The sequence below is a fragment of the Microbacterium sp. P26 genome (assembly GCF_023712585.1).
Classification (GTDB): domain Bacteria; phylum Actinomycetota; class Actinomycetes; order Actinomycetales; family Microbacteriaceae; genus Microbacterium; species Microbacterium algihabitans_A.
Window position 1 is genome coordinate 86215 of the sequence record NZ_JAMAXZ010000007.1, and the last position, 12503, is coordinate 98717.

The following is a 12503-nucleotide window of genomic DNA, read 5'->3' on the forward strand; positions in this document are numbered from 1 at the left end:
CCCGCACGGGGATCGACGAAGGGGTGGAAAGATGACGGACACGCACACGCCGCAGGTGCTCGGTCGGCCGACCGGAGCCTTCGTGGGGGCCTCCTGGGTAGCACTAGGACTCGGCGCCTCGGTGTATTTCATCGGCCTGTACAACGCGCACATGACGCTGGCCGAGAAGGGCTTCTACCTCTCGGTCTTCCTGCTCGGGCTGTTCGCCGCGATTTCGGTGCAGAAGGCCGTGCGCGACCGTGCGGAAGAGATCCCGGTCACCGGCGCGTACCTCGGCGTCGCGTGGAGCATGCTGCTCGTCGCGCTCGCGCTCATGGCCGTCGGTCTGTGGAACGCCGAACTGCTGCTGTCGGAGAAGGGGTTCTACGGCATCGGATTCGCGATGAGCCTGTTCGCCGTCGTCGCCGTGCAGAAGAACGTGCGCGACCTCGCCGCGTTCCGCTCCGTGCACCCCGACCCCGCGCCGAAGGAGCACACGGCCTACCCGACGATGGGCTGAGGCCTCACTCGACCGGCGTCCCCTGGTGGAAGAGGCACCGCGGTGCGGGGTCGCACCGCCAGAGGGATGACCGGCGGCTAACGCGGTCTTCGAACCGCAGCAGGTATGTCAGCAGCACCGTGTCGGGTCCGAGCACCCGGTGCTCCATCTCGCTCAGCGACGGCGAGGGGTCGGTGCCCGGCTCCTCCTGCAGCGCGGCCACGATCTCGTCGCGCGTCCAGCGGCGGCCGGACTGCCCGAACTCGACGAACGAGGGATCGAGCAGTCGGCCCACCTCTTGCGGGTCGGAGCGCACAGACGGATCCAGCAGGTGCCGCTCGGCCACCCAGGCCGCGTCGACGAGGGCCTCGGCATCCCGAACCCGACCGCGGATCACGTACGACCGCTCGATCCCGGCGGTCTCCCGCCCCCAGGTGCTGGCGGCGACGCGTCGCTGATGGGCGTCGAACGCGGCCTCGTCGACGAAGCGCTCCGCCACCCGCCACACCATCTCGTCGTCGGTGGGGCTGACCTCGAACGCCAGGCATCCGAGCTCGGCGCGGGTGAGCGTGACGTGCTCGTCCAGATGGGCGCGCACGCGCTCTGCCTCGTCTGCGTCGGCGCAGCGCAGCTCGCCGGAGAGCGTGACCTCGGGTCCGCGCGGCACCGGCGTGATGGTGCCGGCGGCCCAGTCCCGACGCAGAACGCTGTAGGCGACGGATGCCATGGGCTCGGCGCCCGCGACCGGCCAGCCGTCGCGATAGCGGGCCTCTTGCACCCAGCCGCACCGTTCGAAGATCCGCCGCATCGCGACGTTGTCGACGCGGGTCTGCCCCTCGAATCGCACGACGGCGGGATGGTCGGAGAAGACCCGGTCGGTGGCGGCCGTCAAAGCGGCCGCACCGCGGCCGTGACCGCGTGCGCGCTCGGCGAGGCGCAGATCGACCATCGCCGTGGCATCCGTCACGTCGTCGAGACGGACGACGCCGATCCGGCCATCGTCATCGTCGTCGATCCAGAAGCTCTCGACCTCGTCGCCCGTCCAGACGCCCGCGCGCACGTCGTGCTCCACCTGTTCGATGGTGGGATGTGCACGCACGTGGAACGGGAAGCCGTTCGCGGTGAGGAACGCCGACAACTCCGCGCCGTCGTCGGGATCGCTTGCATCGAGGCGCGTCAGGGAAATGCCCACGAGCCCACCGTAGGCAGGAACGCCCAGCAGAGTCGTATCGCGGCGTCGCTACTCTGGAACCGCCGAGTCGCGTCACCGACTCGCGCGCACCCGAAGGAGACCCCCATCGCCGCTTCGCCCTCTTCGACGAGGATCCGCGCTCTGCGCACCGCCTCCCTCGCGATCGCCGGGATCGGCGCCGCGATCACCATGGGCGCCCTGGGGCCCTGGTTCACGCCGGTGATCCTGCTCGTCGCCACGGCCGGGGCGCTGCTGGTCATCTGGCGCAGCGACGGGGCCACGGTCGGAGCCCGCGCCACGGTGCCGGTGCTCATCGTCGTCGTCGCCCTCACGGTGGCGGCTCTGCTCGGTCTCGCCGGCGTCCTGCCCTCGGGATGGGTGTGGGCCTCGCTCGGTGCGTACGCCGTGGCGTGGGGCGAGTACCTCGTGTCGCAGACCATCGCGCGATCGCAGGGGCTGACGGGCTACCGGTGATCCCCGCGCCGGCGCGCTGACCGGCGAGGCGCGCTGACCGGCGCCGCTCGGATCACCGCAGCTCGAGGCAGACAAGATCGGGCCGCTCGTCCCACGAGGGGACGACCTCGAACCCGGCGCGCGCGTACAGCGAGAGCGCGGGCTCGCGCCATCTCCACACCGACAGGCGCACCGGTCGTGGCGCACCGTCGACGGCGGCCGCCAGCAGCGCTGAACCGACGCCGCGACCGCGGGCGGCCGGGGTGGTCCAGAAGCGGGAGATCTCGCCTCCGTCGGCTGAGTGCGCGACCACGACGACGCCGCAGTCCACATCGTCGACCGCGGCGATGAGCACGCGACGGTCGGCGAAGACGTCGGCCGGGTCGTCGATCTCGCGCGCGTAGCGGGCGGGCATCGCGGCATCCGCATCGATGAGTCCGTGCTCGGCTTTCTCGGCCTCGGTCCGGCGGAGGTAGTCGCCGACCAGCATCGAGACGGAGTCACCGTCGCGCGGGAATCGGGCGGGGCGAATGACGACGCTCACTGCCCCACCGTAAACGGAACGGGCCCGGATGCCGGGGAATCGGCATCCGGGCCCGTTCGGGCACTCACGGATCAGGCGGTGGCGAGAGTCGACTGCCAGCCGAGGGCGGGGGCCACGTGCTTCGCGAAGTTCTCCACGAGGCGGAGGTTGAAGTCGACGCCCATCTGCGAGGGGATCGTGAGCATGAGCGTGTCGGAGCTCATGACCGCGGCGTCGTTCTGCAGCTGCTCCACGAGCACCTCGGGAGGTGCGGCGTAGGTCTTGCCGAAGGTGGAGCGCATGCCGTCGATCACGCCGATCTGGTCGCTGCCGGCCGAACCGCCGAAGTACATCTCGTCTTCGGCTGTGACGATCGGGAAAATGCTGCGGCTGACCGAGGTGCGCGGCTCGCCGGCGTGTCCGGCTTCGCGCCACGCGGCGCGGAAGGCGTCGAGCTGCTGCGCCTGGAGGATGTCGAACGGCGTGCCGTCGGCCTCGGTGAGCAGGGTCGACGACATGAGGTTCACGCCCAGGCGTCCCGCCCACTCGGCGGTCGCGGTGGTGCCGGCGCCCCACCAGATGCGCTGACGCAGACCGGGGGAGTGCGGCTCGATGCGCTGGAGGCCCGTGCCGCCGCCGAAGGGGCTCATCGGGTCGCGCTCGGCGAGACCCTCGCCGTCGATCGCGCGCAGGAACAGGTCGAAGTGCTCGCGGGCGATGTCGCCGCCGCGTGGGTCTTGCGAGCCGGTGTAGCCGAACGCCTCGTAGCCGCGGACGACCGACTCGGGTGACCCACGGCTCACGCCGAGGGCGAGTCGATTGCCGCTGATGAGATCGACGGATGCCGCTTCCTCGGCGAGCATGAGCGGGTTCTCATACCGCATGTCGATGACGCCGGTGCCGACCTCGATGCGCGAGGTGCGGGCGGCGATCGCGGCGAGCAGGGGCATGGGGGCGGCCTGCTGGCGGGCGAAGTGGTGCACGCGGAACGAGACGCCGTTGACCCCGAGGTCGTCCATGCCCTGGGCGAGGTCGATCGCCTGGAGCATCGAGTCGCCGGCGGTCAGCTGACGCCCACCGCCGAGGGGGCCGTAGTGGCCGAAGGAGAGTGTGCCGAAGGAGCGCATGTGGGGTAGAACACCAAACCCGCTGATCTATTCCCGCGCATATACCGGGATCGGCCCCGGGGGCGTCCAGGTGTGGAACCATTCAGAGCATGGACGATGATGTGCTCCAGGAGTTGCACCTCCTGCGCGCACGGGCGTACGGACCCGACGCCGACATCGCCGAAGATCCCGCGGCCCAGCAGCGGCTCGCGCAGCTCGAAGAGCAGGAGCGTCTCGCTCGCGCGGCCCCGGCCCCCGCTCCGGTCGACCCGCCCCCGCTGCCGCCCCGGCCCGCCGTCGAGGCCGCCGCAGCGGCATCCGGAACATCCCGTCCCCTCGCTGCCGAAGGCGCCGAGGAGGCGCCCAGCGACGAAGACGAGGAGGAAACGCCCCGCGAACGCCGCCCGCTCGTGCGGTCGAAGCGCAGCTTCTGGGCGTGGGCCATCTCACTCGCCGCGGTCACCGCCCTCGCCAGCGCCGCCACGGCCTCGGGGCTCGCGCTGGTTCCGGTATCGACGGCGACGGGTGCGGCGCAGGTCGACGTGCTCGTGCCGGATCCCACGGCCACGGTCCCCTCGATCTTCGGAGACCGCGGCCTCGATTCCCGCGGATACCGCGACTACTTCGGCGTGACCGCCTTCGTCGGGTACGTGCAGATCGACGCGAGCGAGAACCGCAGCCCCTGCCTGTACCTTCTCGACACCGACGAGGTCGATCAGGGTGGTTCGCGCGGCTTCCGCGGCAACTTCGTCTACGGCGGGTGCGGCGCGGGAGTGTTTCCCGCGACCGTGCAGTTCGTCGTCGCCGATGGAATGCCCGCGGCCTTCGTCGAGCGCTTCCCCCTCGGCACGAGCGTGCAGTTCGTCTTCGACGGAGAGAATGTCGGGGTCTTCGCGGACCGCGACGGAGAGGACCGACCCGCCGTCGCGGCGGGCGGCATTCAGGGCGCTCCCTGAGCCTGTCGAAGGGTTCGCCCCACCGCGGATGAGAGGCTGGGGGAGTGACCCCCCTTCTCGAGCACGTTCCCGCCGGCGCCGATGCGGATGCCGCGTACCTGGGCTTCGTCGAGTGGGCGAACTCTCGAGGGCTCACGCTCTACCCCGCGCAAGACGAGGCGATCATCGAGATCGTCTCGGGCGCGAACGTGATCCTGTCGACACCGACCGGCACGGGCAAGTCGCTGGTGGCGGTCGCCGCGCACGCCGCCGCGCTCTCCCGCGGCGGGCGCACGTATTACACCGCGCCGATCAAGGCCCTCGTGAGCGAGAAGTTCTTCGCCCTCGTCGACGTCTTCGGCGCCGAGAACGTCGGCATGGTCACGGGTGATTCGTCGGTGAACTCCGACGCCCCGATCATCTGCTGCACCGCGGAGATCCTCGCCAACCTCGCCCTGCGGCAGGGGGCCGACGCGAACGTCGACCAGGTCGTCATGGATGAGTTCCACTACTACGGCGAGGCCGACCGCGGCTGGGCCTGGCAGGTGCCTCTGCTGCTGCTCACGCGTGCGCAGTTCATCCTCATGTCGGCGACCCTCGGTGACGTCACCGACATCGCCGAGGACCTCTCGCGCCGCACCGGTCGGCCCACCGCACGGGTGACCGGCGTCGAGCGCCCCGTGCCACTGCACTTCGAGTACGCGCGCACCCCCGTGCACGAGACGGTGCAGGAGCTGCTCGACACCAAGCAAGCGCCCATCTACGTCGTGCACTTCTCGCAGGCCGCCGCGATGGAGCGCGCCCAAGCGCTGTCGTCGATCCGCATCATCGGGCGCGAGCAGCGCGACGAGATCGCCGAGGCGATCGGCGGGTTCCGCTTCACGACCGGTTTCGGCAAGACGCTGTCGCGCTACGTGCGCGCGGGCATCGGCGTGCACCACGCCGGCATGCTGCCGCGCTACCGCCGCCTGGTCGAGACCCTCGCCCAGCGCGGTCTTCTGCGCGTGATCTGCGGCACCGACACCCTGGGCGTCGGCATCAACGTGCCGATCCGCACCGTGCTCATGACCGCGCTGACCAAGTACGACGGCACGCGCATGCGCCAGCTCTCGGCGCGCGAGTTTCACCAGATCGCCGGTCGCGCGGGGCGTGCGGGCTACGACACCGCCGGAACCGTCGTCGTCATGGCGCCCGATCACGAGATCGAGAACGCCGCTCAGATCCTCAAGGCCGGCGACGACCTCAAGAAGCAGAAGAAGATCGTGCGCAAGAAGGCGCCGCAGGGCTTCGTCAACTGGACCGAGCAGAGCTACGACCGCCTCGTCGCCGCCGAGCCCGAGCCGCTGCAGCCGCAGATGAAGCTGAGCGCGGCGATGCTCATCAACGTCATCGCTCGCGGGGGCGACGTCTTCGGCAACGTCCGCTCGCTCGTCTTCGACAACCACGAGCCGCGCGCCCGTCAGTACGAGCTCGCCCGCAGGGCCCTGGCGATCTTCCGCACCCTCGTGCAGGCCGGTGTCGTCGAGGCGGATGCCGACGGCATCCACCTGACCGTCGATCTGCAGCCGAACTTCGCGCTCAACCAACCCCTCTCGCCGTTCGCGCTCGCCGCGATCGAGATGCTCGACCCCGAGGTCGAGCTCGGGAGGGGTCCGGATGCCGTGCCAGCGGCGTCGTCGGTAGGAACGGGGCACTACGCGCTCGACGTCGTCAGTGTCATCGAGTCGACCCTCGACGACCCGCGCCCGATCCTGTCGCAGCAGCAGTTCCGCGCGCGCGGCGAAGCCGTGGCGGCGATGAAGCGCGAGGGCATCGAGTACGACGAGCGCATGGAGCTGCTCGAGGAGATCACCTGGCCGAAGCCCCTCGACGAGCTGCTCGCGCAGGCGTACGAGGTGTTCGCCTCGAGCCAGCCATGGATCCGCGACTTCGAACTGTCGCCCAAATCGGTCGTGCGTGACATGTACGAACGCGCGTGCTCGTTCGGCGAGTACGTCTCGCTGTACCAGCTCGCCCGCAGCGAGGGTCTCGTGCTGCGGTACCTGAGCGACGCGTTCCGTGCGATCCGCCAGACCGTGCCGGTCGATGCGCAGACCCCCGACCTGCTCGATCTCATCGCGTGGCTCGGCGAGGTCGTGCGTCAGGTCGACTCGAGCCTCGTCGACGAGTGGGAGCAGCTGATCAACCCGGCGGACGACCCCACGGCCCCGGTGGTTCCGCCGGCGCCGCCGTCGATCCTCACCAACCGGCGCGCGTTCGGCGTGCTCGTGCGCAACGAGATGTTCCGTCGCGTGCAGCTGGCCGCCCTGCAGCGCGACGAGGAGCTCGTCGAACTCGACCCCGACGTCGACTGGCCCGCAGCCCTCGACTCCTATTTCGACGAGCACGACGAGATCGGCACCGGGGGAGCGGCGCGCTCTTCGGCCCTCGTCGTCATCGACGAGTCGCCGGCGTCCGACGGCGTCTGGCGCGTCGAGCAGATCATCGACGACCCCGCCGGCGACCACGACTGGCGCATCCGTGCCGAGGTCGACCTCGCCGCCTCTGAGGAGGAGGGCACGGCGATCGTGCGCGTCACCGAGGTGCTGCGGCTTTAGCGCGCGGTTCTCCCCGCGCGGCGCCGACCGACGACGCGGCGGAGCACCAGACCGACCACGGCGATCACGACGGTCGTCACCAGCGGCGGCACGATGATCTCGGGCATGGTGGATGCCGAGACGAAGACGCGAGCACCGAAATCGGCCATACCCGGCAGATCACGGGCGAGCACTCGCGTCCCCGCTGCCGAGGAGAGCGCCGTCGTCAGTGCCGGAACGAGCCACACCAGCACGAGTCCCACGATGCCGGTCAGCACCCGTCCGACCGTCGAGACGCCCGTCCACACGATCGCGAGTCCGACGAGCACCGGCGCGACGTACGGCAGCACCGGCAGCAGGCCCTCGAACGGAGAGGTGTACGAGAACAGCGGGAAGAGGAACGCCGCGATCCACGACCCGCCCGCTGCGGCCCCCACGACGAGGCCGAGACCCGCGCCGGCGCGCGGTGCGGCGGCGAGGAGGACGCACGCGACCCACGCCGTGAGCGCGGCCAGCACGGCTACGGCCGTCAGCAGCACCAGGTAGAGCACCGACTCGTCGCGCTCCTGCAGCACCGAGCGGGTGGTCGCCGCCGTCTGCACGATCGCGACGACCTGCACGATCACGAGCCCGCCCAGCGCGGCGAACGGTCGCGCCAGGCCCGGACGCGATCCGCGCGCGCGGGCGATGATCCCGGCGAAGACGCCCCCGACGACGAGCAGCACGATGATCGTCGCGATCGTGTACTGGCTGTATGGCAGCATCACGACGGGCCCGTTCTTCGCGGGATCCTGGCCCTCGCCGAGGTTCTGCAGCGGCAGGAACGGCCCGGTCAGGAGCCAGGGCAGCAGACCCGCCACGCCACCCGCCGCTCCCAGCAGCACGAACCACGCCGTGCGCGATCGTCGGTGCACGTCGGTGTCGTCGTCCATGAGGCCCCCGTCTCGGTCGATGCTCCGACGCTATCGGAGCGACGCGCGCGCATCGTGTCGCCGAGCCGTCGTCGCCACCCGGCACGCGTGGCGACCACCTTCTTCACAGTGGGCGATCGGGTGAATTCGCGCACAGTCTCACGGCAGCGCCCGGCGGGCAGCCCGCGCCGTGATCTACAGTCGGGGCATCTCCTCGTGAAAGGACCGGCTCATGGAGACGATCCCCCTGCTGTCGACCGCGATCGGATTGCTCGTCACCGGCTCGGCGACGATCCTCGGAGGCACGAAGTGGATGCTCGGTCGTGTCGAGCACCGCACCGACGCACGTTTCGCCGACGTCAGCGCACGCTTCACCCAGATGGACGCACGCTTCACCCAGATGGACGCACGCTTCGACCGGATGGACACACGCTTCGACCGGATGGACGCGCGCTTCGACCGAATGGACGCGCGCATGGACGGGGCCGACGCCCGTTCCACGACCCTCGAGGAATCACTCGTCGGCCTCAAGCTCGACCTCGCGCGCTTCGAGGCGCGCACCGACGAGCGCTTCATCGCCGTCGGTGAAACCCTCGCCGACATCCGAACGACGGTGGCCCGCCTCGAGGGCCCCCACCCGCCGTTCCTCATCGCGCGCGGGTGAGCTGCGGAGCTGCGGGAACTCGCGCACGAACGACGGATGCCGAGGCCCTGAGGCCCCGGCATCCGGTGTGTTCTGCGCGTGTTACGACTTGCGGGCGACGCGGTTCTCGGCGCTGACCATCCACGACAGCTGCTCGAGACGCTCGAGCACACCGTGCAGGATGTCGGCGCTCGTGGGGTCTTCGTCGTCGACGTCGTCGTGCACCTCGCGGACGGTGCCGACCGTCGCGTCGAGACGCTGGGTGATGAGGTCGATGACCTCCGACGTGTCGACCTCGCCCTGGGGGAACTCCGGCAGGGTGGTGGTCTCGGCGATGGTGTCGCTGCGGCCATCAGGCAGGGCGTGCAGAGCCCGCATGCGCTCGGCGACCTCGTCGCTGAACTCACGAGCGGCGTCGATGATCTCATCGAGCTGAAGGTGGGTGTCGCGGAAGTTCTTGCCGACGACGTTCCAGTGGGCCTGCTTGCCCTGGATCGACAGCTCGATCAGGTCGACGAGCACGGCCTGCAGCGAGTCGGTCAGCTTCTCCGACGCCTGAAAGCCCTTCTCGGCGTTCTGCTCGTCGGTGGTCTCCGGACCGCTGCCTCCGCGCGCGGGGCGACGACGGTTCTTGGTGGGGGCGTCCTTGGTGGTGGTGGACATGCGCGTTCCTTTCACTCACGGTCGACATCGACGCTAAGCGCGATGCCCGCAGTCGCAGCGGGGGTTGCGGGGGCCGCGAAGCCGGGGTACCGCCGGTCACCCGTAGCCGTTCATCCGGGGATCGACAACCCCGGCTCCGTTCCGCCGCCGCGTTCCTAGCGTGAGCGTCGTGCCTTTGCATCCGCCCTCGCCTTCTCGCCCCCTCCGCGACTACGCCGCGATCGGCGACGGTCGCACGGTCGCCCTGATCGGCCTCGACGGATCGGTCGACTGGCTGCCGCTGCCCAACATCCACTCGCGGCCCGTCTTCGCGCGCCTCGTCGACGAGTCGGCCGGCGGCTGCATCGAGCTCGCCCCGGTCGGGGAGTACACCGTCACCCGTCGTTACATCCCGCGCACGAACGTGCTCGAGACGACGTTCACGACCGACACCGGGGTCGCCACGGTCACCGATGCGATGGTCACCGGCATTGCCGGTCGCCTGCCGTGGGCGGAGCTCGCCCGCCGCGTCGACGGGGTGAAAGGCGAGGTCGAGTTCGCCTGGTGCGTGCAGCCCGGCACCATGCTGCGCTCCGCCGCCCCGTGGACCGAGCGCATCGACGGCTTCTCGATCATGCGCATCGGACACGTCTCGCTCGCGGTGACGGGCCACGAGCACGGTCTTCACGGCGATCCGGATGCCGGCAACGAGAGCATCGACGGCGGTTTCACGACCGAGAAGGGGTCGCGTCACCTGCTGGTGATCGCCGCGACCGAGGGAGAGCCCCTGCGTGTTCCCGACGCGAAGAACGTCGACCGCGGGATCGACCGCACCATCGGCGGCTGGGAGATGTGGTCGGACGAGTTCTCGTACGACGGCCCCTGGGCCGACGACGTGCAGCGCAGCGCCCTCGCCCTCAAGCTCCTGCTGTTCAGCCCGACCGGTGCGATCGCGGCCGCGGCCACGACGTCGCTTCCCGAGAACCCGCGCGGCGGGAAGAACTGGGACTACCGCTACGCCTGGGTGCGCGACCTCGCCTACACCGCACACGCCTGGGTCGGCTTCGGCCTGCGCGAAGAGACGCACGCCGCGATCTCGTGGCTGCTGCGCACGATCCGCAAGAACGGCCCCGAAGTACAGGTGATGTACACCCTCGACGGCGACGCCGAGATCGGGCTCGAGAAGCACCAGGTGCCGGGATGGAACGGCAATCAGCCCGTCGTCACCGGCAACCCGGCGCAGGGGCAGCTGCAGCTCGGCGTCTACGGCGACCTCATCGCCCTCTGCCGCACCTACGTCGAGGCCGGCAACCGCCTCGACATCCAGACCGGGCGCCTGCTCGCCGACGTCGCCGACCGCACGTGCGACCTGTGGCGTCTCGAGGACTCGGGCATGTGGGAGCTCCCCGAGCTGCGGCACTACACCTCGTCGAAGATGGGCTGCTGGAAGGCGCTCGACGATGCGCAGTGGCTCGCCTCCGGCGGCCACATCCCCGACAACAGCGACCGCTGGCGCGCCGAGCGCGACCGCATCCATCACTGGGTCGACGAGCACTGCTGGTCGGAAGACCTGCAGACGTACACGCTCGCCCCCGGCAGTGAGGACCTCGACGCCTCGGTGCTGCTGCACGCTCCGACGGGCTTCGACCGGGGCGAGCGCATGTCGAAGACGGTGGATGCCATCACCGAGCGCCTCACGACCGAGAACCACCTCGTCTACCGCTATACCGGCATGGACCAGGAGGAGCAGACCTTCGTCGCGTGCGCCTTCTGGCGGGCGACCGCCCTGGCCTGCGTCGGCCGGCACGCCGAGGCGATCGAGGCGATGGACGCCCTCGTCGCCCAGGGCAACGACGTCGGCGTCTACTCCGAGATGATCGCCGAAGACGACGGGGCCTTCTGGGGCAACCTCCCTCAGGCGCTCAGCCACCTCGCCCTCATCAACGCCGCCCTCGTCATCCGCGAAGTCGTCGACCCCGCCGACCTCGGCGGCCACTGACCCTCCGCCGAGGCCCCCGGGTCTCGGCATCCACCCCCCTGAAAGGACTCGCCATGAGCACGCAGTACACGTTCACCGACCCGTCGAAGCTGTACGCCGACATCGACCCGCAGTCGCAGGACCAGAAGGAGCCCGGTCTCGACGCCGAGCTGACGCCCAAGGCCAAGTTGGGCGAGGACACCTACGTCGGCACCGAGCGGCTGAAGGGGCGCAAGGCCCTCATCACCGGCGCCGACTCGGGCATCGGTGCCGCCACCGCGATCGCCTTCGCCCGCGAGGGCGCCTCGGTCGCGATGTCGTACCTGCCGCAGGAGAAGGAGGATGCCGACCGCATCGCCGGAATCCTCCGCGAAGCCGGTGCCACGGTCGTGCAGATCCCCGGCGACCTGCGCGAGCGCGAGTACGCCCGCACGCTCGTGAAGGAAGCGGTCGAGGGCCTCGGCGGCCTCGACATCGTCGTCAACAACGGCGGCAAGCAGATCTTCAACGAAGACGTCACCACCCTGACCGACGAGCAGTTCGACGACACGTTCAAGACCAACGTCTACGCGATGTTCTGGATCTGCAAAGAGGCCGTGCCGCACCTGAAGCCCGGTTCGACCATCATCAACACGACCTCGATCCAGGCCTACTCGCCGGCTCCGATCCTCGTGGACTACGCCTCGACCAAGGCGACCATCAACACCTTCACCAAGGCGCTCGGTCAGCAGCTCGCGCCCAAGGGCATCCGCGTCAACGCCGTGGCTCCCGGCCCCATCTGGACCCCGCTCCAGGTGACCGACGGCCAGCCCGACGAGAAGGTCGACGAGTTCGGCGAGGAGACCCCTCTCGGTCGCATGGGCCAGCCGGCCGAGCTCGCCCCGGCGTACGTCTACCTCGCCTCGGCGGAGTCGAGCTACGTGATCGGTGAGACGCTCAACGTCAACGGCGGCATGCCCACGCCGTAAGCGTCGCGCGCGGGGAGGGCCGTCGTCCGGGGTTCGGACGGCGGCCCTCTGTCGTGCACGGAGCGGGGGTGGCTGAGCTCGTCGAAGCCTCCGGTCCC

The 12503-nt window shown here is 70.1% G+C and carries 12 protein-coding genes and 1 pseudogene; 7 read left to right on the forward strand and 6 right to left on the reverse strand.

The annotated features are described in order from the left end of the window. Positions 1-31: 31 nt before the first annotated feature. Positions 32-499: an inner membrane protein YiaA gene (yiaA, locus tag M3667_RS13555; protein ID WP_251508752.1), complete on the forward strand. Its 468-nt coding sequence runs from the start codon at positions 32-34 to the stop codon at positions 497-499. A 4-nt stretch (positions 500-503) separates the two neighbouring features. Here the strand turns inward: yiaA and M3667_RS17065 are convergent, their stop codons facing one another. Further along, on the reverse strand, positions 504-1670 hold the full coding sequence (locus tag M3667_RS17065) for a GNAT family N-acetyltransferase (protein WP_308196464.1): 1167 nt from the start codon (positions 1668-1670) through the stop codon (positions 504-506). A 189-nt stretch (positions 1671-1859) separates the two neighbouring features. On the opposite strand from M3667_RS17065, the gene M3667_RS13575 reads away from it, so the two are divergent. Further along, positions 1860-2144: a hypothetical protein gene (locus M3667_RS13575; protein ID WP_251508754.1), complete on the forward strand. Its 285-nt coding sequence runs from the start codon at positions 1860-1862 to the stop codon at positions 2142-2144. 52 nt (positions 2145-2196) lie between these two features. Here M3667_RS13575 and M3667_RS13580 read toward each other — a convergent pair whose 3' ends face one another. Further along, positions 2197-2667, reverse strand: a complete 471-nt coding sequence (locus M3667_RS13580) for a GNAT family N-acetyltransferase (RefSeq protein ID WP_251508755.1) — start codon at positions 2665-2667, stop codon at positions 2197-2199. 71 nt (positions 2668-2738) lie between these two features. Then, positions 2739-3773 (reverse strand): LLM class flavin-dependent oxidoreductase, encoded by a 1035-nt coding sequence (locus M3667_RS13585; RefSeq protein ID WP_251508758.1) that lies wholly within the window; start codon positions 3771-3773, stop codon positions 2739-2741. Between the two features lie 89 nt (positions 3774-3862). On the opposite strand from M3667_RS13585, the gene M3667_RS13590 reads away from it, so the two are divergent. Beyond that, positions 3863-4708: a hypothetical protein gene (locus tag M3667_RS13590; protein ID WP_251508760.1), complete on the forward strand. Its 846-nt coding sequence runs from the start codon at positions 3863-3865 to the stop codon at positions 4706-4708. 44 nt (positions 4709-4752) lie between these two features. Continuing rightward, positions 4753-7284, forward strand: coding sequence for a DEAD/DEAH box helicase (locus M3667_RS13595; RefSeq protein ID WP_251508762.1), 2532 nt, complete (start codon positions 4753-4755; stop codon positions 7282-7284). On the opposite strand, the gene M3667_RS13600 is transcribed toward M3667_RS13595, so the two are convergent. Next, on the reverse strand, positions 7281-8195 hold the full coding sequence (locus M3667_RS13600; protein WP_251508764.1) for a hypothetical protein: 915 nt from the start codon (positions 8193-8195) through the stop codon (positions 7281-7283). The two genes, M3667_RS13595 and M3667_RS13600, sit on opposite strands and share 4 nt — an antisense overlap. Positions 8196-8406: 211 nt before the next feature. Here M3667_RS13600 and M3667_RS13605 point away from each other — a divergent pair, with 211 nt between their 5' ends. Next, positions 8407-8838, forward strand: a complete 432-nt coding sequence (locus tag M3667_RS13605) for a hypothetical protein (RefSeq protein ID WP_251508766.1) — start codon at positions 8407-8409, stop codon at positions 8836-8838. Between the two features lie 81 nt (positions 8839-8919). Here the strand turns inward: M3667_RS13605 and M3667_RS13610 are convergent, their stop codons facing one another. After that, positions 8920-9480 (reverse strand): Dps family protein, encoded by a 561-nt coding sequence (locus M3667_RS13610; RefSeq protein WP_144832893.1) that lies wholly within the window; start codon positions 9478-9480, stop codon positions 8920-8922. A 169-nt stretch (positions 9481-9649) separates the two neighbouring features. Here M3667_RS13610 and M3667_RS13615 point away from each other — a divergent pair. Beyond that, positions 9650-11236: pseudogene (locus tag M3667_RS13615) on the forward strand (glycoside hydrolase family 15 protein); the annotation flags it as partial. On the opposite strand, the gene M3667_RS17140 reads toward M3667_RS13615, so the two are convergent. Next, positions 11182-11310, reverse strand: a complete 129-nt coding sequence (locus M3667_RS17140) for a Vmc-like lipoprotein signal peptide domain-containing protein (protein WP_368859157.1) — start codon at positions 11308-11310, stop codon at positions 11182-11184. The pseudogene M3667_RS13615 and the gene M3667_RS17140 overlap by 55 nt on opposite strands. Positions 11311-11511: 201 nt before the next feature. Here M3667_RS17140 and M3667_RS13620 point away from each other — a divergent pair, with 201 nt between their 5' ends. Continuing rightward, positions 11512-12405, forward strand: coding sequence for an SDR family oxidoreductase (locus tag M3667_RS13620; protein WP_144785800.1), 894 nt, complete (start codon positions 11512-11514; stop codon positions 12403-12405). Positions 12406-12503 lie beyond the last annotated feature (98 nt).